Source organism: Roseateles chitinivorans (genome assembly GCF_050632145.1).
GTDB lineage: Bacteria > Pseudomonadota > Gammaproteobacteria > Burkholderiales > Burkholderiaceae_C > Roseateles > Roseateles chitinivorans_B.
In genome coordinates this window covers 3,743,499-3,767,072 of record NZ_CP192577.1, presented here as the reverse complement: position 1 = coordinate 3,767,072, position 23,574 = coordinate 3,743,499, and the positions used below count along the sequence as shown (strand labels likewise).

The 23,574-nt window shown below is 65.4% G+C and carries 16 protein-coding genes, 1 other RNA gene and 4 pseudogenes; 13 read left to right on the top strand and 8 right to left on the bottom strand.

Annotated features, from left to right (window positions below; translation table 11 throughout):
• Positions 1-204: 204 nt before the first annotated feature.
• Positions 205-2,733 (top strand): excinuclease ABC subunit A, encoded by a 2,529-nt coding sequence (locus tag ACQ86G_RS17275; protein WP_431261435.1) that lies wholly within the window; start codon positions 205-207, stop codon positions 2,731-2,733.
• 9 nt (positions 2,734-2,742) lie between these two features.
• On the opposite strand, the gene ACQ86G_RS17270 is transcribed toward ACQ86G_RS17275, so the two are convergent.
• Positions 2,743-3,153 (bottom strand): hypothetical protein, encoded by a 411-nt coding sequence (locus ACQ86G_RS17270; protein ID WP_431256477.1) that lies wholly within the window; start codon positions 3,151-3,153, stop codon positions 2,743-2,745.
• A 91-nt stretch (positions 3,154-3,244) separates the two neighbouring features.
• Complete coding sequence (locus ACQ86G_RS17265) at positions 3,245-4,129, bottom strand: PIG-L deacetylase family protein (RefSeq protein WP_431256476.1); 885 nt, start codon at positions 4,127-4,129, stop codon at positions 3,245-3,247.
• A gap of 485 nt (positions 4,130-4,614) precedes the next feature.
• Here ACQ86G_RS17265 and ACQ86G_RS17260 point away from each other — a divergent pair, with 485 nt between their 5' ends.
• The gene (locus tag ACQ86G_RS17260; RefSeq protein ID WP_431256475.1) at positions 4,615-5,250 is read left to right on the top strand and encodes a DarT ssDNA thymidine ADP-ribosyltransferase family protein; all 636 of its coding nucleotides are present in this window, start codon (positions 4,615-4,617) and stop codon (positions 5,248-5,250) included.
• A gap of 2 nt (positions 5,251-5,252) precedes the next feature.
• Positions 5,253-5,960, top strand: coding sequence for a DarT1-associated NADAR antitoxin family protein (locus ACQ86G_RS17255; protein WP_431256474.1), 708 nt, complete (start codon positions 5,253-5,255; stop codon positions 5,958-5,960).
• A 196-nt stretch (positions 5,961-6,156) separates the two neighbouring features.
• Here the strand turns inward: ACQ86G_RS17255 and ACQ86G_RS17250 are convergent.
• Together ACQ86G_RS17250 and ACQ86G_RS17245 are read right to left on the bottom strand one after the other, a co-directional pair.
• Positions 6,157-6,345 (bottom strand): annotated as a pseudogene (locus ACQ86G_RS17250) (phage portal protein); the annotation flags it as partial.
• Positions 6,346-6,738, bottom strand: coding sequence for a terminase large subunit domain-containing protein (locus tag ACQ86G_RS17245; protein ID WP_431261434.1), 393 nt, complete (start codon positions 6,736-6,738; stop codon positions 6,346-6,348).
• Positions 6,739-7,465: 727 nt separating this feature from the next.
• Here ACQ86G_RS17245 and ACQ86G_RS17240 point away from each other — a divergent pair.
• The 3 genes from ACQ86G_RS17240 to ACQ86G_RS17230 are packed head-to-tail and all read left to right on the top strand — an operon-like array spanning position 7,466 to position 9,281.
• Positions 7,466-7,987: a hypothetical protein gene (locus ACQ86G_RS17240; RefSeq protein WP_431256473.1), complete on the top strand. Its 522-nt coding sequence runs from the start codon at positions 7,466-7,468 to the stop codon at positions 7,985-7,987.
• The gene (locus ACQ86G_RS17235; RefSeq protein ID WP_431256472.1) at positions 7,984-8,589 is read left to right on the top strand and encodes a hypothetical protein; all 606 of its coding nucleotides are present in this window, start codon (positions 7,984-7,986) and stop codon (positions 8,587-8,589) included. Before ACQ86G_RS17240 ends, ACQ86G_RS17235 begins: the two co-directional genes overlap by 4 nt.
• A gap of 23 nt (positions 8,590-8,612) precedes the next feature.
• Positions 8,613-9,281, top strand: a complete 669-nt coding sequence (locus ACQ86G_RS17230) for a hypothetical protein (RefSeq protein ID WP_431256471.1) — start codon at positions 8,613-8,615, stop codon at positions 9,279-9,281.
• 565 nt (positions 9,282-9,846) lie between these two features.
• On the opposite strand, the gene ssrA is transcribed toward ACQ86G_RS17230, so the two are convergent.
• From ssrA to ompA, 4 genes and pseudogenes are all read right to left on the bottom strand, one after another.
• Positions 9,847-10,220: a transfer-messenger RNA gene (gene ssrA, locus ACQ86G_RS17225) on the bottom strand.
• An 87-nt stretch (positions 10,221-10,307) separates the two neighbouring features.
• A pseudogene (gene gph, locus ACQ86G_RS17220) lies at positions 10,308-11,017 on the bottom strand (phosphoglycolate phosphatase).
• Positions 11,014-11,715 carry a bifunctional 2-polyprenyl-6-hydroxyphenol methylase/3-demethylubiquinol 3-O-methyltransferase UbiG gene (ubiG, locus tag ACQ86G_RS17215; protein ID WP_431256470.1) on the bottom strand — a complete coding sequence of 234 codons (702 nt, stop codon included), beginning with the start codon at positions 11,713-11,715 and terminating at the stop codon, positions 11,014-11,016. Before ubiG ends, gph begins: the two are co-directional and overlap by 4 nt.
• 174 nt (positions 11,716-11,889) lie before the next feature.
• A complete protein-coding gene (gene ompA, locus ACQ86G_RS17210; RefSeq protein ID WP_431256469.1) occupies positions 11,890-12,540 on the bottom strand; it encodes an outer membrane protein OmpA in 651 nt (216 codons plus the stop codon).
• 259 nt (positions 12,541-12,799) lie between these two features.
• On the opposite strand from ompA, the gene gyrA reads away from it, so the two are divergent.
• The 7 genes and pseudogenes from gyrA to rpsA all read left to right on the top strand — a co-directional run bounded on the left by gyrA (position 12,800) and on the right by rpsA (position 23,506).
• Positions 12,800-15,487 carry a DNA gyrase subunit A gene (gene gyrA, locus ACQ86G_RS17205; protein WP_431261433.1) on the top strand — a complete coding sequence of 896 codons (2,688 nt, stop codon included), beginning with the start codon at positions 12,800-12,802 and terminating at the stop codon, positions 15,485-15,487.
• A 5-nt stretch (positions 15,488-15,492) separates the two neighbouring features.
• Positions 15,493-16,116 (top strand): DUF2059 domain-containing protein, encoded by a 624-nt coding sequence (locus tag ACQ86G_RS17200; protein ID WP_431256468.1) that lies wholly within the window; start codon positions 15,493-15,495, stop codon positions 16,114-16,116.
• A 151-nt stretch (positions 16,117-16,267) separates the two neighbouring features.
• Complete coding sequence (gene serC, locus ACQ86G_RS17195; RefSeq protein WP_431256467.1) at positions 16,268-17,395, top strand: 3-phosphoserine/phosphohydroxythreonine transaminase; 1,128 nt, start codon at positions 16,268-16,270, stop codon at positions 17,393-17,395.
• A pseudogene (gene pheA, locus ACQ86G_RS17190) lies at positions 17,388-18,556 on the top strand (prephenate dehydratase). The gene serC and the pseudogene pheA overlap by 8 nt, the downstream one beginning before the upstream one ends.
• A 33-nt stretch (positions 18,557-18,589) precedes the next feature.
• Positions 18,590-19,399: pseudogene (locus ACQ86G_RS17185) on the top strand (prephenate dehydrogenase); the annotation flags it as partial.
• A 177-nt stretch (positions 19,400-19,576) separates the two neighbouring features.
• Positions 19,577-21,598, top strand: a complete 2,022-nt coding sequence (locus ACQ86G_RS17180; RefSeq protein ID WP_431261432.1) for a bifunctional 3-phosphoshikimate 1-carboxyvinyltransferase/cytidylate kinase — start codon at positions 19,577-19,579, stop codon at positions 21,596-21,598.
• A gap of 222 nt (positions 21,599-21,820) precedes the next feature.
• A complete protein-coding gene (gene rpsA / locus ACQ86G_RS17175) occupies positions 21,821-23,506 on the top strand; it encodes a 30S ribosomal protein S1 (RefSeq protein WP_431261431.1) in 1,686 nt (561 codons plus the stop codon).
• Positions 23,507-23,574: the final 68 nt, after the last annotated feature.

The window sequence follows — 23,574 nt, the reverse complement described above, 5'->3', positions numbered from 1 at the left end:
CCGTCCGCTGGGCATCCAGCTTGCTGTCGAACAGCGCGTACCGGTGCCGACCGATACTTCGCCCCGTTCCTTCGCACCGCGCCGACCATTCGAGGTTCCGTCTTGGCCAAACGCCCCACCGCCCGTCCGCAGTCTTCCTCGTCGCCCGCCTCGACGTCCTCCTCGACGTCGGCGACGTCGGCGACGTCGGCCTCGTCCGAGGCCATCGGCACCGGCGCCGGACGCGCGGCCTTCGTCCAGGTCCGCGGCGCGCGCGAGCACAACCTCAAGAACGTCGATGTCGACGTGCCGCGCGACGCACTCGTCGTGTTCAGCGGTGTGTCGGGCTCCGGCAAGTCCTCGCTCGCCTTCGGCACGATCTACGCGGAGGCGCAGCGACGCTACTTCGAATCGGTCGCGCCCTACGCGCGCCGGCTCATCGACCAGGTCGGCGTGCCGGCGGTCGATTCGATCGACGGCCTGCCGCCCGCCGTCGCGCTGCAGCAGCAGCGCGGCACGCCGAGCGCGCGTTCGTCCGTGGGCAGCGTGACCGGGCTGTCGTCACTGCTGCGGATGCTGTACTCGCGCGCCGGGCGTTATCCGGCGAAGCAGCCGATGCTGTACGCCGAGGACTTCTCGCCCAACACCTCGCAGGGCGCCTGCCCGCATTGCCACGGACTGGGCCGTGTGTACGAGGTCACCGAGGCCTCGATGGTCCCCGACGACACGCTCACCATCCGCGACCGCGCCGTCGCCGCCTGGCCACCGGCCTGGCACGGCCAGAACCTGCGCGACATCCTGGTCACGCTGGGGATCGACGTGGACAAGCCCTGGCGCGAGCTGCCGCGCAAGACGCGCGACTGGATCCTGTTCACCGACGAGCAGCCCACGGTGCCGGTGTACGCGGGTTTCACGCCCGCGGAGACCAAGGACGCGCTGCGCCGCAAGATGGAGCCGAGCTACCAGGGCACGTTCAGCAGCGCGAAACGCTACGTGATGCACACCTTCGCGACCACGCAGAGCGCGCTGATGAAGCGCCGTGTGTCGCGCTACCTGATCGGCGGCCCCTGCCCGGTCTGCGACGGCAAGCGGCTCAAGCGCGAGGCGCTGTCGGTGACCTTCGGCGGGCTCGACATCGGGGCGTTGTCGCAGTTCCCGCTGGCGCAGCTGGCGGACCACCTCGGGGACGCCGCCACCGACGGACTCAGCGAGGAGAAGCGCCTCGCGGCCCGGCGGCTGGTCGACGACGTGCTGATGCGCCTGCGTCCGCTGCTGACGCTGGGACTCGGCCACCTGTCGCTGGAACGCGCCACGCCGTCGGTGTCGCCAGGCGAGCTCCAGCGGCTGCGGCTGGCGACGCAGATCTGCTCGAATCTTTTCGGCGTGGTCTATGTGCTCGACGAACCTTCCGCGGGATTGCATCCGGCGGACGGGGAATCGCTGCTCGCCTCGTTGCGCGCCTTGAAGGCGGCGGGCAACTCGATCTATGTCGTCGAGCACGATCTCACGCTGATGCGCGCCGCCGACTGGATCGTCGACGTCGGCCCCGCCGCCGGCGAACTCGGCGGACGCGTGCTCTACAGCGGTCCGCCGGAGGGTCTGCGCGGCGTCGAGGAATCGCGAACCGCCGCCTACCTCTTCCCCGCCACGACTGCCGGTGCGGGCGGTGCGCCGGACCGCCCCGCGCGCCGCATACCCAAGGACTGGCTGCGGCTCGAGGGCATCACGCAGAACAACCTCGTCGACGTGGACGCCGCGTTCCCGCTCGGCGTGTTCACCGCGGTCACGGGCGTGTCCGGTTCCGGCAAGTCGTCGCTGGTGAGCCGCGCGCTGGTGGACCTGGTCGGCGCGCATCTGGGCCATGAGCCCGTCGCCACCGAAGACGACGAGGACGCCGAGGCCGGCGCCGACGTCCAGGCCACGACCGGCGGGCGGATCGCCAGCGGCGCCGAGACGATCCGGCGCCTGGTGCAGGTCGACCAGAAACCGATCGGCCGCACGCCGCGCTCCAACCTGGCGACCTACACGGGCCTGTTCGACCACGTCCGCAAGCTCTTCGCCGCGACGCCGGCCGCGCGTGCCCGCAAGTTCGACGCGGGTCGCTTCTCCTTCAACGTCGCCAAGGGCCGCTGCGAGACCTGCGAGGGCGAGGGCTTCGTCAGCGTGGAGCTGCTGTTCATGCCCAGCGTGTTCGCGCCCTGCCCCGCCTGCCATGGCGCGCGCTACAACGAGGCGACGCTGAAGGTCCGGTACCGGGAGCGCAGCATCGCGGACGTGCTCGGCATGACGGTCGATGCCGCGTCCGACTTCTTCGAGCAGGAGCCCGCGCTCGCGCGACCGCTCGGCCTGCTGAAGGGCATCGGCCTGGGCTACCTGCGGCTCGGCCAGCCGGCGACCGAACTGTCCGGCGGCGAGGCGCAGCGCATCAAGCTCGTCACCGAGCTGCAGCGCACGCAGCGCGGCCGCACGCTCTACGTGCTGGACGAGCCGACGACCGGCCTGCATCCGTCCGATGTCGACAAGCTGATGGTGCAGTTGCGCGACCTGGTCGAGGCCGGCCACACGGTGGTGGTCGTCGAGCACGAGATGCGCGTCGTCGCCGCCGCGGACTGGGTCATCGACCTCGGTCCCGGTGCGGGTGGCGCCGGTGGTCGACTGGTGGCGGAGGGTTCGCCGGACGAGGTCGCCATCCACACGGGATCGCGCACGGCGCCGCATCTGAAAGCGGCCCTGGACGGCGCGGAGCGCCGCTGATCGGCGAGATCAGCGGCTGGGCTGAAAGCCCTCGGGATCGAGGGCGAACTGCCACGCACTTGAACGCTGCAACGCTTCCTTCAACGCTCGCGAACTGGGGCGCACCAGGACCGACAGCTCCTCGCTGAAGAACTCGCAACCGAGCGCGTGGGCGACGTCGCAGACGACCTCGATGAACTGGTCGGTCTCGCCGGCGCAGGCATCCAGCCGCGCGTGCAGTTCATAGCGGCCATCGGGGTCCGAGACCATGTCGATGCAGTTGCCGGCCTCATTGCCGAAATAGCGCCAGCCTTCGAGCATCGGTGTGCTCGGGCCGACACGGCTCGCGAGGTAGTGCATGACGTCCGCGCGCGAGGACGGCAGCCACGACGCCGCGGCGCCGCCGTGCGCGAAGGCCAGATCGAATTGCCAGACGGACATGACGGGAGAGGCATGAGTCCGAGGAGTCCCGATGCTACGCCCCCGTCCTTGGCCCTGTCATGCTGCGCCGCGTCAATGCGCGGCGGTGTCTTCACTGGTGGGTGAGGTCGGGCAGCAGCACGAATTCGAACGGCCGCAGCAGGCGGTTCACCGACTCGGCGGACAGCGCGGGCGGATGATCGTCGTCGGGGAGCAACTGGCTGCGATGGGCCGCCAGCGCGGTGCGCTTGTCCTGCAGCGCCCGCGCGCTGAGCGGCAGGCGCCGCATCAGGTGCCACGGCACGGCGGCTTCGCCGGGGCGCGCCCAGTGCCACGCCCAGATCGGCAGCTCCACCAGCGAGGCGCCCGTCAGCAACGCGGCGCGCGCGCAGGCACGGCCGGTCGCCTCATGGTCGGGATGGCCGTCGAAGCGCCAGGAGGTGAGGACGACGTCGTCCGGCCGCAGGCGCCGGCACAGCTCGAGCACCAGATCGTCCTCGTGCTCGGCGACGTGGCCATCGGGGACGCAGAGCGAATGCACGGGCACGTGCAGGCCCAGACGCCGGAGACCGGAGGCCCGCTCATGGCGGCGCTGCACGGCCAGCCGCGCCGGCGTCCATCGCTCGGATCCGGGATGGCTGGCCTCGCCGTCGGTGACGGCCACCAGCTCCACGGGCGGCGCGAGCGCGCGGTCGGGTGGCAGTCCGGCCCGATGCCTCGTCACCAGCAGCGACAGCAGGCCGCCGCAGCCGAGCACCTCGTCATCGGGATGCGGCGCGACGACGACGGCGCGACGGCCTTCCGGCACCAGTTCGTCCAGGGAGGTCAGCGGCGCGCCCCACAGCGGCTGCCATTGGCGCCAGGCCCATTCGGGCGTGCCGTCGCCGTCGAGGCGGCGGTCGGACGGTGATCGCAGCGGCGGTTCGCCGGTGGCGAGACCCGCGGACATGCCCTCGTTCACGTTGCGGAACGGGCGGCGAAGCATCTGTGCGTCCATGGCGTGGCGGTTCCTTCCTGGTTTCGGTATCCCCGGCGACCGATGCGCGGTCGCCAAGGGCTGACGGAGGAACCTTGGCAAAGGGCCTGCCAGGGTTGTGAAACGGTTTGTGTCAGGGTGCTGATTGGCGTGCGCTACTCAAGGCCGCCGCAGTGTTCTCGTGGGCGCCGCTCCTGCTCGCCGCCTGAGCATCGTCGAAGTCGCTGGCTATCAGGTCGGACTGGATGAAAGGCGGCGGGAAATTGGCGGCCGCCGCGGAACGCGTGACCGGCCATGTGCAATGGGTGGTTCCGCGATGCAACGCTGGGCCGAAACCGCTCGGCGGTGACGCGTTTACAACACTAAGCCAGTCGGGTACCAACTGGTTGCCGCTCAGTTGCAGCGTTGTTGCAACTTGCTCCGTCTCGGAGCGAGGTCGCACGCCGAGCCCACTGTTCAAACGACTGCTATGGGATCATCCTAGAACAGGGAAGAGGAGAGCCAAAATGGCCACTACTGAACAGATGATCCAGGCAATCGTTGCCCAGCGGAAGATTGAGGATCTGGTGCACTTCACCCGCCTTGCCAACCTGCCGTCAATCCTCAAGTACGGGCTGGTACCTCGCGAGACCTGCAGGCAGGTTGGGATCGATTTCCTGCACAACGACGAGCATCGCATTGACGGCACCGACGGCATCTCAATGAGCATCGGGTTTCCCAACTACAAGATGTTTTACCAACTACGAGTGAAGAACCCTACTGTCGACTGGGTGGTGATCGGAATCAATCCGGAGGTGCTCTGGGAAAAGAGCTGTCTCTTCTGCCAGCAAAACGCTGCGCACAACGATGTGACGGCCATACCTCAACGACTGCGCAAGTTGCCTGCGCGGCTCGACGCCATGTACTGCGACTTTGGATCCAAGACTCGTGCGTCGCTCAACCTCCCAGATAACTACCCAACCCACCCGCAGGCCGAAGTAATCTCGCTGGATTTAATCGAACCGAAGTACTTCAGGGGCGTAGGATTCAAGGACGCGCAACTCATGTCGCAGGTCACGCCACATCCCACAATCCGCTTCCAGCACACTCCAAATTTCTACTTCCCACGGCGGGACTACCCCCACTGGAAACGTGAGAACTGACAATGGCCGTTCGCCCCGTCTTCATCGCGTGCGCAAGTGGTCCAGTTTTCGTCCGCTCGCATTCAGTGTCGTTCCAGTGGCATGCTGGCATGTCACAAACGCAGGCGCGCAAGTCCATCATCTCACTTCACGAGGCGGTAGAGCGTCAGCTTGGAGAATCCAAACCGTTGGAGATTTCCACCAAGTCGGAGCAAGAGCTTGGGGTCGCGCTCAGCGCATTCAACCTTCGGTTCACCACCCGGAAGTACTCGCAGGAGATCACCGTCGAATCTGCCTATCAGGCGAGCAAGGTGTTTGAGCAGGACCGTGGGCCGTTCACTGACATCCTTAGGGCTTCTTCCTACGACGCAAAGAAAGATGTGCGGCTAAAGACCAGCGGCCACCTCACGAAGTTCCAGTTCTTCGGAGTCGATTGGCCTCTTAGCCCTCGCACGGCTTTCTACGATTGGCTCTACATCAATGCGCTTGCAAAGAACCCAGAGCAAGCCGATGCAGTGCTCCAATTCCGAGCCTTTACTGACATCGCTTTCAACCCGGAGAAGTCGTTGAACTGTCAGGCTCGAGCGGCAGCACTATTTGTTGCGCTTCGACTACGAGGCAAGTTTACCGCGGACCTTCGCGATCGGGATGCATTTCTTGATCTGCTTCGACGACAGTCGGGCTGGATCCAAGAGGACAACTCTCCGCTACTTGCAGAGAACCTGGACTGATCAGTCCCGCCCTCTACCGTAACGCTCCGAGCCCTCAAATTTCCGGCTCTTGGCTTCAGGGCATGTCGGGGTCCCAGCCTTCGAACCGCTGATGCAAGCTGCAACCAAGTCCTGGCGGCTGTGCGAGCTATACCCCGTAGCGCAAAGGGAGACGCAGCAAAGGACCACACTGCGACCGGGCTGTGCACACTCCGCATCACGCGTCACTGCCCACCCCACCTTGTTCGATCACGTAGCGATCGAAGCGGACGATCTTGTCACCTATCCAGGTATTCAATGCGCTGAAGCGCGCCTGAAGCGGCTCGATCTCGTTGCGAGCAAACACCTTCGCCGCAGGCAGTACGGCGCCGAAGCCACCTGTATTGCCGGGAACTATCCCCAGGAGCTATGGTGGGAACCGCTCGTCGACTTTACGGATGAAGTCGGCCTGCGCCTCGAAGTCCATGCCGTTGAATTGATGGCGGTCCAGCACACGGAACTTGCCGCTAGGTGTGGCGGACGGCGCGACCATGATGCAACCTGCCGTGTCGCCCGTGTGGGAAGGGTCGTAGCCGACCCAGACGGACCGGCGCCCAAAGGGCCGCAGCGAGAACGGTTTGACGGCGTCCCAGGCCTCCCAGCTATCGACCATGCAGCGCTGCAGCTCCGACAGCGGGAACACCGAGTAGGTGTCGTCGATGAACCCGCACATCAGCAGGTTTTCGAACTCCTCACGCGTGTACACGAGACGCAACTCATCGATGTCGAACAGATCGCAGCCGCTGTTGGCGGCGTCGATGATGCGCCAGACCTTGGCCTCGCCGGTGGAACCGTAAATCCCCAGCCGGTCGCGGCTAAGGTCGAAGGGCAGTCGATGGAGATCGTCCTTTCCTTGCAGGAGTCGTCAGTCGTCTGCATTGGCGATGGTGCGGCCTTTCGGTTGCTCGTACGTCGGCTCGGTAGGCACCTTCTCCGCGACTACGACTGATGAGGCTTCCGCAGCGGGGGCAGACGCGGCGTCTAAGGTCGTCACTTCCGCCCCTTCCTTTTTTGCGCAAGCCTGAAGGCCCACTATCAGGAGAGCGGTCAACACGGCACCTGCAATCCCTTTTCTGCGCGACGAACTCCACCCCGATGGCGTCACCCCTGCGCCAGAAAACAGGGCAGGCATTTGCGCAGAGCACGGCTTCGATCGAACACCTGGCATTTCACGCTCCCCTCGGCCGACATGCGAGAGCGATACGCTAGCAGCACGATAGTCGACCTGCATCCCCAAGTATGGTGATGCGTGGGCAGAGTCCGAGAAACACACTTGACCCCGCATCTTGGCGGTGCGCCTTTGTGTGCAACGCTATTTCTCGGAGGACTGCAAGATGAACTTCCTAGATCTGCTCCTGCAGCTTCGAAGGGCGACGAGGAGTGCCTTCGTCAACACAGCTCGCTCATGGCTGCTCGCAGCCGTTCTCGCAAGCCTCACCGCGAGCGCTCTCGCTTCGACTGTATGCGTACGACCAAGCATCGTAGGCATGGAGCAGATCGTTGAAGAGACGCACTACCTACTCGGCACAGACACAAGGGATATCAGCAACCTGAAGCTCTACGTCGTCGATTACGAGGGCCGTCCATATATCCAAAGCAACTATCTGGCGCCGACCGTCGAGAACAGAAGCTTGCGACATATCCACCCAACAAAACTTCTTCTCGACAAAGGGCAAATGTTCTCTTTGGACATGCTCCTTTACAACATCCTGTTCCCTGAGACGCAGCGAAGCCCAACTGCCCAAGAGATTGAAGTGATTCGAGCCGCAATGAAGTCCGTCGTGGTCTATTTGGACGCATCGGCTCTGGCCCACGATGGCCGCCCTGCGTCTGGTCTGAACCTCATGTCGGTCAGCGAGGTCAGTGTGGTTCACAACTACCAGCCGATTGGCTCTGGAAAATTTTCAGTTCTGAAACTCGCTTCACCACCCCTGCCATCATCGAGTTCATCAAAGAGGGGCTTTGGGGACGCCCTCCTGGGCGGGGACTGGCCATTCACCAACGCTTGAAATCCAAGTCGATTGGATCATCCGAACTGCTTTTCGAAAGCATGATTTTTAACTCGGCGACCGAAGACGCCATCGATGCAAGCCCGGAGCTTTCTGCAGCTCGCAAAAGAATCAGCTCCTCGACCCCGGAAAATTGGGAGCAACGCCTGGAGAGGGCCCTCGACGCCAGCACCGGTAAGTCATTGCTTCTACTCTCCCACATCAGCGAAGGAAAAGTAGTTGTCGAAGACTTGGGCGGCCAGCCCGTCTTTCAAATCGAGATTTCAGAACTCAGCCAACTAGCGGCGTCGAAGAACGTCGAACTCATTCTCATCGGTTGTGACACAGCTTCATACATCGAAGACAACTCGCTCCCCTTCGGTGTCATTGGCCGACACGATTCCCAAGCCATGGCTCAACGACTAGCAAGTATCCTTCCACACGCGTCGAGCCTGGGAGACCTAGCCGACAAGTTGAGTAGCCCTGATCTCAAGGTGGTGGTGTACGACAAGGACGGCGGGTATGGCTATGAGGGCGCGTCGGGCTTCGCACGCCTTGTCAAGAAGGATCAATGGGTGCGCGTCTTCCGCATTCTTTCCTTGAAATTCACTGGCCGGTCTTGAGTAGCTTGATTTGGAGACGCATCATGGGCGTTGACAACAAGGCTCCACGCCACCCGTCTATCGCCGAGGTCGCACAGTTCTTGAGGAAGCACGACGAGAAGGCCACCCTTCAACTCTTGGCGCACGGCCCTGAGTTCCAAGAGGCAATGCGAGTCGGTGTCATGATGGGTGACGAGGGCGTGGCTGACGACGCTGATTCCCGTGATCCGATGAAATTGGAAGTCGTCGCTGAACAGACGCAAGTAGTTGCGCGCGCAAAAGCGCGAGTTGTGGCTGCCGCTTTGCCATCAATGGTCAACGCAGCAAAGGCACGTATTGTTGAGATTGATCGACAACTCTCACTCCTTACGACCACCAAGTTTCTCTCGGGACTCATCACCCTCTTTGCTGCGCCGGGCACGGTGGTCCTGCTGCAGATGGATGAATCAGGCAAAGCGATGTGGACCAGTCTGGCAGCCACGCTTGGCTCAGTGGTACAACTGTTCGCCGCGACCTTCGTCTTGCGGGCAGACGGCAGTGAGACTGATATAGCTGCAAAGGGTAGATCGCTGCAGGCAGCGATAGCATTCGCGGAACTTGCCGGTCAAACGCTTGACGCGCTAGTCGAGCTGAGTGCCTCAGCTGAAACCCTCGATGGCCCCCTGCGTGAGGCCAACCGCTTGTTCGGCGAACTCAACGTTGCGCTTCGATAGCGCTAGGAGCGCATCGCACCAGAAGCCCGATTGGAAAAGGGCAAGCTACTTTTCCGGCGTTTCGCGCCCGTGTTGGCACGCGGCAGCACATGTCGCGCGTTCGATAACGTACCGCTGATATCTCCTGCCCGGCATCGCACCTGCTGTAACCGGCCATGCAGCCAACCCTCAAACAGGCCTACGTACGTGGCAAGAAGCGGAAGCTCAAACGCATGGCGTGGAGCGATATCTGGCTTCCACGATCGCGCGTGGCGCGCTGTCCCGTCGGTTGGACGAAGAGCGGATGTTTGCTGCGGAGATGCTGAAGACGACGCTTCAGCTGATGTCGGAGGGGTGGCCCCAACGCTGAGCGCCGCCACTCAAGTCTCGGGATCCGACCCACCACATTTGCCCGGTGCGGCGTCAAGTGCTTTGGCACCTGGGAGCATCGCGGCCCAAGACCGGGGCCTCCATAGAGGCAAATTCCGGCGCGATTCTGGTGCGATTCCGACGCCAATCAGCGCCAATTTCGGAGGGTTTGACGCTCCCAGCGCCCATGTCTTTCATAGGCGCTGGGGGTCTGAGATGGTGGAGCCGGCGGGAATTGAACCCGCGTCCGCAAGCCTTCATCGGGCAGTTCTACATGCTTAGCTCTCTGATTTGGTTCTCACCCGTCCGGTCGCGCAGGAGCACGCTACCGGCCAGGCCAGCACCCTAAATCTCGCCGTCACCCAAGGTGCACGAATGACAGCCAGCCAATGTGTATAACCTCTCTGTGTCAGGACTTGCGTCCCGTCACCCGGCCCATCGGCCAACCGGTGAGAGGTCCGCGGGGTTTAAGCCGCGAGAGCGTACGTTTGATCGTTCGCAGTTGGTTTGTTCCAGATGGATTTACGAGGTGCCTGGCCCTCGGCATGCCCTACTCCAACTCCGTACCCACGTCGAAACCAGGTCGGCCCCAGAGAGAGAAGTCTCACATTATGCCTGTCACACAGACTTCAAGAGCCCGATCTCCAGACTCTTTCTGAAGTTCGACAGGCGTGTGATTCAGCGCAACGCCCGCAGCCACTCGATCAGCTGCGACGGCGTGTCCACCACCACGTCCGCACCCCAGGCCTCGATGGGTTCGCCATCGCCGAGGTAGCCCCAGCGCACCGCCACCGTCGGCATGCCCGCCGCTCGGCCCGCAACGATGTCGCGTGCGTCGTCGCCGACGTAGATGCACTCGTGCGGCAACACGCCGGCGCGTCGAGCCGCTTCCAGCAACGGCGCCGGATGCGGTTTGCTGTGCGGTGTCGTGTCGCCACCGACGACAGCTGCCGCTTGCGCATCCCAGCCCAGGCCGCGCGTCAGCGGCAACGCGAAGCGCTCGGACTTGTTGGTCACGATGCCCCAGCTCAGGCCATCGGCCACCAGCGACGCCAGCATCGCCCCGACACCGTCGAACGGGAAGGTCGCGCGCAGCAGCCGCTGCTCATACCGATCAAAAATTCGTCGCGCAGCGCGGGGAACGACATCTCCATCGGGGACACGCCGAACGCCACTCCCATCATTCCGCGCGCGCCCGTGCCGACCATCGGCCTCAAACGTTCGAACGGAACTTCAGGCAGGCCACGCGCGACCAGCATCTCGTTCGTCGCGCCCGCCAGATCAGGCGCGCTGTCGACCAACGTGCCGTCCAGATCGAACAGCACCGTCCGGATCGCCGTGCGCACCGGCGCTTTGGCCGGCGGCGAGTTCAGGGTCACCGTGCTCATGCGGGACGGCGGCAGGCCAGCAGGTAGTTCACGTCGGTGTCCGCATTCAGCGCATATCGCTGCGTGATCGGATTGAACGTCAGACCCTTGGCGCCCTGCACTTCCAACCCGGCATCGCGGCACATCTGCGCCAGCTCCGACGGACGGATGAATCGGGCATATTCATGCGTGCCGGCAGGCAGCATGCGCAGGACGTACTCGGCGCCCACGATCGCGAAGAGGAAGGACTTGGCGTTGCGGTTCAAGGTCGACAGGAAGACCCATCCGCCCGGCTTCACCAGCTGCCCCAGCGCGTTCACCACGGAGGCGGGATCCGGGACATGCTCCAGCATCTCCATGCAGGTCACCACATCGAAGGACGCGGGGCGCTGTGCTGCCAGATCCTCGACTGCGATCTCCTGGTAGGCGACGTTTTCCGTGCCCGCCTCCATCGCGTGCAGCTCGGCCACGCGGAGCGACTTCGTCGCCAGGTCGATGCCCAGCACGTTCGCGCCCTTGCGCGCCATCGCATCGGTCAGGATGCCGCCGCCGCAGCCGACGTCCAGCGCCGTCTTGCCTTGCAGACCGCAATGCCCGTCGATCCAGTTCAATCTCAACGGATTGATCTGGTGCAAGGGCTTGAATTCACTTTCGGTATCCCACCAGCGGTGAGCCAGCTCGCTGAATTTCTCGAGCTCTTTTGCGTCGACATTCGCCATGGGCGCAATGGTAGCCGAGCGCCACCGCCTCATGCCCGACATCGCCAGAGATTGCCGATGCCATGCACCCTTCCAGGCCCCGCACGCTCATGACATGCCCATGAAAAAACCCCGCGAGCTTGACAGCTGGCGGGGTTCATCGAACGGCGACCGAAGTCGCCGTTGCATCGTCGCTTACTTGACGGCGCGGGTACCGACCACTTCGATTTCGACGCGGCGGTTCTTGGCGCGGCCTTCCGCGGTCTTGTTGTCGGCGATGGGCTGCTTCTTGCCCTTGCCTTCGGTGTAGACGCGGTTCTTTTCCAGACCCTTCGACACCAGGTACTGCTTGACCGATTCAGCGCGCTGAACCGACAGCTTCTGGTTGTAGGCGTCCGTGCCGATGCCGTCGGTGTGGCCGACGGCAATGATCACTTCCAGGTTGATGCCACCGGTCTTGGAGACCAGGTCATCCAGCTTGGCCTTGGCTTCCGGCTTCAGGGTCGACTTGTCGAAGTCGAAGAAGGCATCAGCGGCGTAGGTGACCTTTTCGCTGGTCGGTGCCACCGGCACCGGCACGACGGCCGGAGCCGACGGTGCGGCGGCCGGAGCCGGAGCGGGCGCCGCGGCCGGAGCCTGAGCAACCACCGGCTTCAGCGCGCCGTCGCAATCCTTGGCAGCCGTGGCCGGCGTCCAGAAAGCATCGCGCCAGCACAGCTCGTTCGTACCGTTCTTCCAAACGGTGCCATCCGTAGCGCGCCAGTTATCCACGGTTTGGGCCATAGCACCCGAGGTGGCGACGGCGGCGACAGCGAAGAGCGCTGCCACGCGGTTCAATTTCTTCATGATTCTCCTCTCAAGGAAAGCCGCAGTTGCCCTGCGAAACGTCCAATGTCGGAACTAAAACCACAGGAGTCTCCCTGACCAAGGGTTTCTCCTAGGGACGAACCGATTGTGCCATAGGGCAACAGGACGCCTCCATTCTCACGGCAGCCGCCGCTTTCATTCATGAACCTGTTGCGCAAGCACGACAAGCGCGCGCAATTAGAATCATCGTCTTCCGATCTCTCCAGAGGCCGCGCACTTCCCTGCGCGCCCCATGCGCATGACCCAGTTCGCCAAGGAAACCCTGCCGATCAGCCTCGAGGAGGAGATGCGCCGCTCCTACCTCGATTACGCGATGAGCGTGATCGTCGGCCGCGCCCTGCCCGACGCCCGCGACGGCCTGAAGCCGGTGCATCGGCGCGTGCTCTTCGCGATGCACGAGCTGAACAACGACTGGAACCGGCCGTACAAGAAGTCGGCCCGTATCGTCGGCGACGTCATCGGTAAATACCACCCGCACGGCGACAGCGCCGTGTACGACACCATCGTGCGGCTGGCGCAGGACTTCTCGCTGCGCCACATGCTGGTGGACGGCCAGGGCAATTTCGGATCGATCGACGGCGACAACGCCGCCGCCATGCGATACACCGAAATCCGGCTGTCGAAAATCGCCCATGAAATGCTGGCCGATATCGACAAGGAAACCGTCGATTACGGTCCGAACTACGATGGCAGCGAGAAAGAACCGCTGGTATTGCCGGCCCGTCTGCCGAATCTGCTGATCAACGGCTCGTCCGGTATCGCGGTCGGCATGGCGACGAATATCCCGCCGCACAACCTGAACGAGTCGGTCGACGCCTGCCTGCATGCGCTGAAGAATCCGGACTGCTCGATCGACGAGCTGATGGAGATCATCCCGGCGCCGGACTTCCCGACCTCCGGGATCATCTACGGCCTGAGCGGCGTGCGCGAAGGCTACCGCACCGGCCGCGGCAAGGTCGTGATGCGCGCGAAGGTCCATTTCGAGGACATCGACCGCGGCCAGCGCCAGGCGATCATCGTCGACGAGATCCCCTACCAGGTGAACAAGAAGACCCTGCTCGAGCGCATCGCCGAGCTGGTCCAGGAAAAGAAGATCGAGGGCATCAGCCACATCCAGGACGAGTCCGACAAGGACGGGATGCGCGTGGTGATCGAGCTCAAGCGCGGCGAGGTCCCGGAAGTCGTCCTGAACAACCTGTACAAGCAGACGCAGCTGCAGGACAGCTTCGGCATGAACATGGTGGCGCTGATCGACGGTCAGCCCAAGCTGTGCAACCTGAAGGACCTGATCACGGTCTTCCTGGAGCACCGCCGCGAGGTCGTCACCCGCCGCACCGTCTTCGAGCTGCGCAAGGCCCGCGAACGCGGCCACGTGCTGGAAGGCCTGGCCGTCGCGCTGGCCAACATCGACGACTTCATCGAGATCATCAAGCGCAGCCCCAGCCCGCCGGTCGCCAAGGCCGAGCTGATGGCCCGCGCCTGGGACTCGTCGCTGGTGCGCGAGATGCTGTCGCGCGCCGAGACCGAAGCCGCCGGCGGCCGCAACGCCTACCGGCCGGAAGGCCTGCCCGCGCAGTACGGCATGCAGGACGACGGCCTGTACAAGCTGTCGGACGACCAGGCCGGCGAGATCCTGCAGATGCGCCTGCAACGCCTGACCGGGCTGGAGCAGGACAAGATCGTCGGCGAGTACCGCGACGTGATGGCCCAGATCGCCGACCTGCTCGACATCCTGGCCACGCCCGCCCGCGTGACGACCATCATCGGCGACGAGCTGACCTCGGTCCGCCAGGAATTCGGCCAGACCAAGCTGGGCGCCCGCCGCAGCGTGATCGAGCACAACGCCCAGGAACTTGGCACCGAGGACCTGATCACGCCGACCGACATGGTGGTGACGCTCTCGCACACCGGCTACATCAAGAGCCAGGCGCTCAGCGAGTACCGCGCGCAGCGCCGCGGCGGCCGCGGCAAGCAGGCCACCGCCACGAAGGACGACGACTGGATCGACCAGCTCTTCATCGCCAACACGCACGACTGGATGCTGTGCTTCAGCAACCGCGGCCGCGTGTACTGGCTCAAGGTCTGGGAAGTGCCGCAAGGCTCGCGCAACGCGCGCGGCAAGCCGATCGTCAACATGTTCCCGCTGCAGCCGGAAGAGAAGATCAACGTCATCCTGCCGCTGACCGGCGAGTTCCGCACCTTCCCCGAAGACCACTTCATCTTCTTCGCCACCGCGCTGGGCACGGTCAAGAAGACCTCGCTGAAGGACTTCAGCAACCCGCGCAAGGCCGGCATCATCTCCGTCGACCTGGACGAGGGCGACTACCTGATCGGCGCCGCGCTGACCGACGGCCAGCATGACGTGATGCTGTTCTCCGACGGCGGCAAGGCGGTGCGCTTCGACGAGGACGACGTCCGCCCCATGGGCCGCCAGGCCCGCGGCGTGCGCGGCATGATGCTCGAGCCCGACCAGCGCCTGATCGCGATGCTGGTGGCCGAGGACGAGACCCAGAGCGTGCTGACCGCCACCGAGAACGGGTACGGCAAGCGCACCAACATCGCGGAATACACGCGTCACGGCCGCGGCACGAAGGGCATGATCGCCATCCAGCAGAGCGAGCGCAACGGCAAGGTCGTGGCCGCGACGCTGGTCCGCCCCGAGGACGAGATCATGCTGATCACGGACACCGGCGTGCTGGTGCGCACGCGGGTTGCCGAGATCCGCGAACTGGGTCGCGCCACGCAAGGCGTGACGCTGATCTCGCTGGACGAGGGCGCGAAGCTCTCGGGCCTGCAGCGCATCGTCGAGAACGACGCGAATGAATCGACAGAATCGACCGATGCGGACGCCACCGGCGCCGACGGTTCCGATGCCGGCGACGCCACGGGCGCCACCGGTGACTCCACCCCCGACGTGAAGGAATGACCTTGTTGCTGAAGTCCATCCAAGCCGGCGCCATCGCCGCCTCGCTGCTGGCGAGCCCCGTCGTCTTCGCGCAGAAGGCTGACAGCCCGCAGTCCAAGAAGGATGTCATCGCGAAGATCCTGGAAATCCAGCGTCCCGCGATCGAGGCGCTGACCATGGGCGTGCTGAGCCGCCCGGTCAACGAGCTCGCCGCCAAGGCAGCGCCGGCGCTGCGCAACGTGCCCGAAGCCAAGCGCGAAGCCACCGCCAAGCAGATCGACGCCGACCTGCGCAAGTTCCTGGAAGACAACGCCAAGCCGCTGGTCGACAAGGGCATCAAGCTGGCGCCGTCGACGATGGGCGTCGCGCTGGACGAGAAGTTCACCGAAGACGAGCTCAAGCAGCTGCTGGCCTGGCTGCAGTCGCCGGTGAGCAAGAAGTTCGCCGAGTCGTCGCAGGAGTTGCAGAGCCTCTACACGAAGAAGCTGATCGACGACAACGGCAAGCAGCTCGACGACAAGTTCACCGCGCTGCAGCAGAACGTCGCGAAGCAGCTCGGCCTGGAAGCCGGCCCCGCGCCATCGGGCTCCGCTTCGGCACCGAAGCTCAACACCAACAAGCCGGCGACCACGCCGACCCCGAAGAAGTAAGCCCCGCGGCGGCGCGGCGAGGGTCCTGCATCCTCGACGCGCCGTCCGGACGCGCCGCAGCACGCGCTCACCGCGACGCCATCGCGTGGTGACCGTGCCTTCCGGGCGCCTTCATCACTTTCCACCATTCGCGACCCGCCTCCGCACCCTCATGCAAGCTGTCCGCCCGTTCAACTTCTCCGCCGGTCCCGCCGCCCTCCCGCAGGAGGTCCTGAGCCTGGTGGCCGAAGAGATGCTCGACTGGCACGGCTCCGGCATGAGCGTCATGGAGATGAGCCACCGCGGACGCGAATTCATCTCGATCTATGAAGCCGCCGAGGCCGACCTGCGCGACCTGCTGCAGGTGCCGGCGAACTTCCGCATCCTGTTCATGCAGGGCGGCGGCCTGGGCGAGAACGCCATCCTCCCGCTGAACCTGTCGCGCGGCGGCGCCGTGGACGTCGTCGTCACCGGCTCCTGGTCCAGCAAGAGTGCCGGCGAAGCGAAGCGCTACGCCGACGTCCGGATCGCCGCGAACGCCGCCGAGCAGGACGGCGCCGGCGGCCGTTACCTCGACATCCCCGATCCGTCGACCTGGCAGCTCCGCAAGGACGCCGCCTACGTCCACGTCTGCACCAACGAAACCATCGACGGTGTCGAGTTCCAGGCCCTGCCCGACCTGAAGGCGCTGGGCATCGGTGCGCCGCTGGCGATCGACTTCTCGTCGCACGTCGCCTCGCGCGCGGTCGACTGGTCCAGGGTCGGCATCGCCTTCGCCGGCGCGCAGAAGAACATCGGTCCGGCCGGCCTGACGCTGGTCATCGTCCGCGAGGACCTGCTGGGCCATGCGCTCCCGATCTGCCCCTCCGCCTTCGACTACAAGATCGTGGCCGAGGCGCAGTCGATGTACAACACGCCGCCGACCTTCGGCATCTACGTCGCCGGCCTGGTCTTCCAGTGGCTCAAGCGTTTCGAGTACGCCGGCAAGACCGGCCTCGCCGCGATCGAGCAGCGCAACATCGACAAGGCCGCCCTGCTCTACCAGGCACTGGACAGCTCCTCGCTCTATGAAAACCGCGTGGCGGCGCATTGCCGCTCGCGGATGAACGTCCCCTTTTTCCTCCGCGACGAGCGTCTGAACGACGCCTTCCTGGCCGGCGCCAGGGAACGCGGACTGCTGCAACTCAAAGGCCACAAGTCGGTGGGCGGCATGCGGGCATCGATCTACAACGCGATGCCGCTGGAGGGCGTACAAGCCCTGGTGAGCCACCTCCAAGACTTCGAGACCCGACATGGCTGACACGCCGACCCCTTCCACGCCGATCGAGCCGCTCGATCCGGGCCAGCCGGCCGGCACCCCGGTGCCACCCGCGCCGGTCGCCGACCCCGAACTGCTCGCGCTGCGCAACCAGATCGACGCGCTCGACTCGCAGCTGCTGACGCTGCTGAACCAGCGCGCCCACGTCGCCGAGCAGGTCGGCGAGATCAAGCGCCGCGACGGGACGCCCTTCTTCCGTCCCGACCGCGTCGCGCAGGTCATCGCCAAGATCAAGGGCGCCAACCCCGGTCCGCTGAAGGGCGACCACGTCGCCGCGATCTGGCGCGAGATCATGTCCGCCTGCCTGGCGCTCGAATCGCCGCAACGCGTCGCCGTGCTGGGCCCGTTCGGCACCTTCTGCGAGCAGGCCGCGATCGAGTACTTCGGCGGCGCCGCCGACCTGATCTACTGCAACAGCTTCGACGAGGTCTTCCACGCGACCGCCTCCGGCAGCGCGCAGTACGGCGTGGTCGGCGTCGAGAACATGACCGAGGGCGTGGTGACGCGCTCGCTCGACCTGTTCCTGCACACGCCCACGCATGTCGTCGGCGAGGTCAGCCTGCTGATCCGCCACAACCTGCTGCGCAAGGAGAACACGCTCGAGGGCGTCGAGGCCGTGCTGGCCCACCCGCAGGCACTGGCGCAGTGCCAGAACTGGCTGTCCAAGCACCTGCCCAATGCCGAGCGCCGCGCCGTCTCCAGCAACGCCGAAGGCGCCCGGCTGGCCGCACAGAACCCGGCCTACGCGGCCATCGCCAGCGAACGCGCGGCGACGCTCTTCGGCCTGCACATCACCGCGCACGCGGTGCAGGACGAAGCGTACAACCGGACCCGTTTCGCCGTGATCTGCCTGCCGCAGACCATGGCTACCCCCCGGCCACGGGGCGGGACTGCACCAGCCTCATCGTCTCCGTGGCGAACCGCCCCGGCGCGATGCATGATCTGCTGGTTCCTTTGAAGAGGCATGGCGTGTCGATGACACGCCTGGAATCGCGCCCGGCACGCACCGGTCAGTGGGAGTACTACTTCTACATCGACCTGGACGGCCACCCGTCGCAGCCGCACGTCGCGGCCGCGCTGGCGGAGCTGAGAGAGCTGTGCGCGTTCTACAAGGTCATCGGCGCCTACCCGCTGAAGTCCTGACGCTGACGTCCTGAGCGAAAGAGGTTTCTCGCGATGTACAACCAACTCGGCGTGATCGGTTGCGGCCTGATGGGCGGATCGTTTGCGCTGGCCATGAAGAAAGCCGGCCTCGTGCGCCGGGTGGTGGGCTACAGCAAGAGCCCGTCGACGACCGAGACCGCCCGTCGCATGGGCGTGATCGACATCGCCGCGGAATCGGCGCTGCTGGCCGTGTCCGGCTCGGACATCGTGCTGGTGGCCGTGCCGGTCGCCGCCACCGAGTCGACGCTCAAGGCCATCCGCCACCTGGTGCGGGCCGACGTGCTGCTGATGGACGTGGGCTCGACCAAGAGCGACGTCGTCGACGCGGCCAAGCGCGCGCTGGGCAAGCAGTTCTCGAGCTTCGTGCCCGCGCACCCGATCGCCGGCAAGGAGAGCGCCGGCGTGCAGCACGCCGACGCGGCGCTGTACCAGGGACGCCAGGTCATCCTGACGCCGCTGGAGCAGACCAAGCCGGAGATGGTGCAGAAGGCGACCGACCTCTGGTCGGCGCTGGGCTGCCAGGTGCTGAAGATGGCGCCGCATCACCACGACGAGGCCTTCGCCGCCGTCAGCCACCTGCCGCACCTGCTGGCCTACGCCTACTTCAGCTCGGTGCAGAAGCAGCCGTCGGGCCGCGACTTCCTGAGCCTGGCCGGGCCCGGCTTCCGCGATTTCACCCGCATCGCCGCCAGCGATCCCACCATTTGGCGCGACATCCTGATCGCCAACAAGCAGGACCTGCTGACGCAATCGCTGCGTTTCCGCGAAGTGCTGGACCAGATGGAGCACGCGATCCGCGAGGGCGACGCCCATGCGCTGGAGGCGATGATCCGCCAGGCGTCCGAGGGCCGCGCGCAGTGGCAGCTCGGCGCCCCGCGCCGTCGTCGAAGTCCAAGTAGCAGTCCAGGCAGCCCTTCCCCGACCGTCGCCGTTCCCGACCTTCACCCTTCCCGACCTACTTCTTCCCCGCCGGCACCTCGCGCGTGCCCGGAGCGCGCCATGTACAAGATCCCCTTCCTGGACCTGCCCCCGCTGCGCGGCGCCGCCGGCACCGTATCGCTGCCCGGCTCCAAGAGCATCTCCAACCGCGTGCTGCTGCTCGCCGGGCTGTCCGACGGCGTCACGCGCGTGCACGACCTGCTGGATTCGGACGACACCAAGGTCATGCTCGCCGCGTTGCGCGAGCTCGGCTGCCGGCTCGAGACCGGCACCGACGGCGTGCTGTCGGTGACCGGCATCGGCGGCGCGCTCCGGACGAAGGAGGCCAAGCTCTTCCTCGGCAACGCCGGCACGGCCATGCGACCGCTGACGGCCGCACTCGCCCTGCTGGCCGCGACGCAGGGCGGCAGCTTCGAACTCTCCGGCGTGCCCCGCATGCATGAGCGCCCGATCGGCGACCTGGTCGACGCGCTGCGCGCGCTGGGCTGCCCGATCGACTGCCTCGGCCAGGAAGGTTATCCGCCGCTGCGGTTGAACGGTCCGGCTTCGCTGACCCTCGACGCCCCGGTGCGCGTGCGCGGCGACGTGTCCAGCCAGTTCCTCACCGCCCTGCTGCTGGCGCTGCCGCTGGTGAGCGCGAACGACGTCGTCATCGAAGTCGCCGGCGAGCTGATCTCCAAGCCCTATGTCCACATCACGCTGGAACTGCTGGCACGCTTCGGCGTGGACGTCCGTCGCGACGACGACTGGCAGCGCTTCGTGATCCCCGCCGGCAGCCGCTACCGCTCGCCGGGCGAGGTGCACGTCGAGGGCGACGCGTCGTCGGCGTCCTACTTCGTCGCACTGGGCGCGATCGCGGCCACCGAGGCGCCGGTGCGCATCGAAGGCGTGGGCTCGACCTCCGTGCAGGGCGACGTCCGCTTCGTCGAGGCGGCCCAGACGATGGGCGCGCGCGTCGAGATCGGTCCGAACTGGCTCGAGGTCCGCCGCGGCGCCTGGCCGTTGAAGGCGCTGGACCTCGACTGCAACCACATCCCCGACGCCGCGATGACGCTGGCCGTGATGGCGCTCTACGCCGACGGCCCGACGACGCTGCGCAACATCGCCTCGTGGCGTGTCAAGGAGACCGACCGCATCGCCGCGATGGCCGCGGAACTGGGCAAGCTCGGCGCGCAGGTCGAGGAAGGCCCCGACTGGCTGCGCGTCCATCCGCTGAAGGCCTGGAAGCCGGCGGCCATCCACACCTACGACGACCATCGCGTGGCGATGTGCTTCTCGCTGGCCGCCTTCAACGGCCTGCAGGACGATCGCCAGGGGCCGGCGGTGCCGGTGCGCATCCTCGATCCGCAATGCGTCGCGAAGACCTTCCCGGACTACTTCGAGACGCTGTTCGGCGTCGTCCGCGCGGACGTGGCCGACATCCCCGTCATCACCATCGACGGCCCCACCGCCTCCGGCAAGGGCACGCTGACGGACGAGGTCGCCCAGGCGCTGGGCTACGACGTGCTGGACTCCGGCGCGTTGTACCGGGTGACCGGACTGGCCGCCTCGCGCAAGGGCCTCTCCCTGGACGACGGCGATGCCGTCGCCGCCGTGGTGCCCACGCTGGACCTGAAGTTCGAATCCGGCCGCGTGCTGCTCGACGACGAGGACGTCTCCGGCGACCTGCGCCAGGAGGCGACCGGCCTCATGGCCTCGCAGGTCGGCGCCCATCCCGCGGTGCGCCGAGCGCTGCATCAGCTGCAGCTGGACTTCCGCCGCCTGCCCGGCCTGGTCGCCGACGGGCGCGACATGGGCACCGCGATCTTCCCCGCCGCACCGCTCAAGGTCTTCCTCACCGCCAGCGCCGCCACACGGGCGGAGCGGCGCCACAAGCAATTGATTTCCAAGGGAATTCCGGCTAATATCGAGGGCTTGCGCGCTGATCTGGAAGCGCGGGACGCTCGCGACAAAGGTCGCAGCGCGTCGCCGCTTCAGGCCGCCGCGGACGCGATCGAGCTGGACAACTCGCAGCAGACCATCGGGGAATCCCGTGATCTGGTGCTGAGCTGGTGGAGCGAACGGCGTCCGTTCAAGGTCTGACCCTCACGGGTCCGGGTCAATCCCCGGGTCAACCGCAAGACAGGAGCATCACCCCTCCCTCCGGACGTCAGTCCACTGGGGGTGGTGCGTTCTACAACCTAACCCGCAAGTCCGCTTGCAACACATGCCCTCGCACCTCTCGGATCAGGCTGCCTGAGTCACTCTCCAGTGCTCAAGCCGCCGGACGCTCTGTGCCTGGCAAGGAAATCTCACATGTCCCAAATGGAATCTTTCGCCGCCCTGTTCGAGGAATCGCTGCAGAAGTCGAACATGCGCGCCGGCGAGGTCATCTCGGCTGAAGTCGTCCGCATCGAGCACAACTTCGTGGTCGTCAACGCCGGCCTGAAGTCCGAAGCCTACGTGCCCGTCGACGAGTTCAAGAACGACCAGGGCGAAGTCGAAGTCCAAGTCGGCGATTTCATCTCGGTGGCCATCGACGCCATCGAAAACGGCTACGGCGACACCATCCTGTCGCGCGACAAGGCCAAGCGCCTGGCCTCGTGGCTGTCGCTGGAAACCGCCCTGGAATCGGGCGATTTCGTGACCGGCACCGTCTCCGGCAAGGTCAAGGGCGGCCTGACCGTCCTGGTCAACGGCATCCGCGCCTTCCTGCCCGGTTCGCTGCTCGACACCCGCCCGGTGAAGGACATGAGCCCGTTCGAGGGCAAGACCATGGAGTTCAAGGTCATCAAGCTGGACCGCAAGCGCAACAACGTTGTGCTGTCGCGTCGCGCGGTGGTCGAGGCTTCGATGGGCGAAGAGCGCGCCAAGCTGCTGGAAACGCTGACCGAAGGCGCCATCGTCAACGGCGTGGTCAAGAACATCACCGAATACGGTGCGTTCGTGGACCTGGGCGGCATCGACGGCCTGCTGCACATCACCGACATGGCCTGGCGCCGTGTCCGTCACCCGAGCGAAGTGGTGACGGTCGGTCAGGAACTGACCGCCAAGGTCCTGAAGTTCGACGCCGAGAAGAACCGCGTCTCGCTGGGTCTGAAGCAGCTGGGCGACGACCCGTGGTTCGGCGTGTCGCGCCGCTACCCGGCCAACACCCGCCTGTTCGGCAAGGTCACGAACATCGCCGACTACGGCGCGTTCGTCGAGATCGAACCCGGCATCGAAGGCCTGGTGCACGTCTCCGAAATGGACTGGACCAACAAGAACGTGGCGCCTTCCAAGGTCGTCTCGCTGGGCGACGAAGTGGAAGTCATGGTCCTGGAGATCGACGAAGACAAGCGTCGCATCTCGCTGGGCATGAAGCAGTGCCGCGCCAACCCGTGGGAAGAGTTCGCCGAGAACGTCAAGCGCGGCGACCGCGTCAAGGGCCCGATCAAGTCGATCACCGATTTCGGCGTGTTCGTGGGCCTGGCCCAGGGCATCGACGGCCTGGTGCACCTGTCCGACCTGTCGTGGAACGAGCCGGGTGAAACCGCCGTCCGCAACTACAAGAAGGGCCAGGAAGTCGACGCCATCGTGCTGGCCGTGGACGTCGAGCGCGAGCGCATCTCGCTGGGCATCAAGCAGCTGGACGGCGATCCGTTCACGACCTTCGTCTCGGTCAACGACCGCGGCATGATCGTGACCGGCAAGGTCAAGACCGTCGACGCCCGTGGCGCCGAGATCGACCTGGGCGAGGAAGTCACCGGCTACCTGCGTGCTTCGGAAATCGGCCGCGACCGCGTGGAAGATGCCCGCAACGTGCTGAAGGAAGGCGACGAAGTCTCCGCCGTGATCGTCAACGTCGACCGCAAGTCGCGCAGCATCCAGCTGTCGATCAAGGCCAAGGACAACGCCGACGAACAGCAAGCCATGCAGCGTCTGTCGCAGTCGAACGAGCGTGAGAACGCCGGCACGACCAGCCTGGGCGCCCTGCTGCGCGCCAAGCTGGACAACCAGAACAACGGCTGATTGTCCTGACCGCCGGGCGTGGCGCGTGAGCGTCACACCCGGCCTCAAGAGAATCCCTTGTTCTGGCG

Bases quoted from the DNA above. Each gene is read 5' to 3' on its own strand.
- rpsA (WP_431261431.1), top strand. From the start codon at position 21,821: ATGGAATCTTTCGCCGCCCTGTTCGAGGAATCGCTGCAGAAGTCGAAC.
- ACQ86G_RS17270 (WP_431256477.1), bottom strand. From the start codon at position 3,153: ATGTCCGTCTGGCAATTCGATCTGGCCTTCGCGCACGGCGGCGCCGCG.
- serC (WP_431256467.1), top strand. From the start codon at position 16,268: ATGCAAGCTGTCCGCCCGTTCAACTTCTCCGCCGGTCCCGCCGCCCTC.
- gyrA (WP_431261433.1), top strand. From the start codon at position 12,800: ATGACCCAGTTCGCCAAGGAAACCCTGCCGATCAGCCTCGAGGAGGAG.
- ACQ86G_RS17240 (WP_431256473.1), top strand. From the start codon at position 7,466: ATGGAGCAGATCGTTGAAGAGACGCACTACCTACTCGGCACAGACACA.
- ACQ86G_RS17230 (WP_431256471.1), top strand. From the start codon at position 8,613: ATGGGCGTTGACAACAAGGCTCCACGCCACCCGTCTATCGCCGAGGTC.
- ompA (WP_431256469.1), bottom strand. From the start codon at position 12,540: ATGAAGAAATTGAACCGCGTGGCAGCGCTCTTCGCTGTCGCCGCCGTC.
- ubiG (WP_431256470.1), bottom strand. From the start codon at position 11,715: ATGGCGAATGTCGACGCAAAAGAGCTCGAGAAATTCAGCGAGCTGGCT.
- ACQ86G_RS17260 (WP_431256475.1), top strand. From the start codon at position 4,615: ATGGCCACTACTGAACAGATGATCCAGGCAATCGTTGCCCAGCGGAAG.
- ACQ86G_RS17180 (WP_431261432.1), top strand. From the start codon at position 19,577: ATGTACAAGATCCCCTTCCTGGACCTGCCCCCGCTGCGCGGCGCCGCC.
- ACQ86G_RS17255 (WP_431256474.1), top strand. From the start codon at position 5,253: ATGGCCGTTCGCCCCGTCTTCATCGCGTGCGCAAGTGGTCCAGTTTTC.
- ACQ86G_RS17265 (WP_431256476.1), bottom strand. From the start codon at position 4,129: ATGGACGCACAGATGCTTCGCCGCCCGTTCCGCAACGTGAACGAGGGC.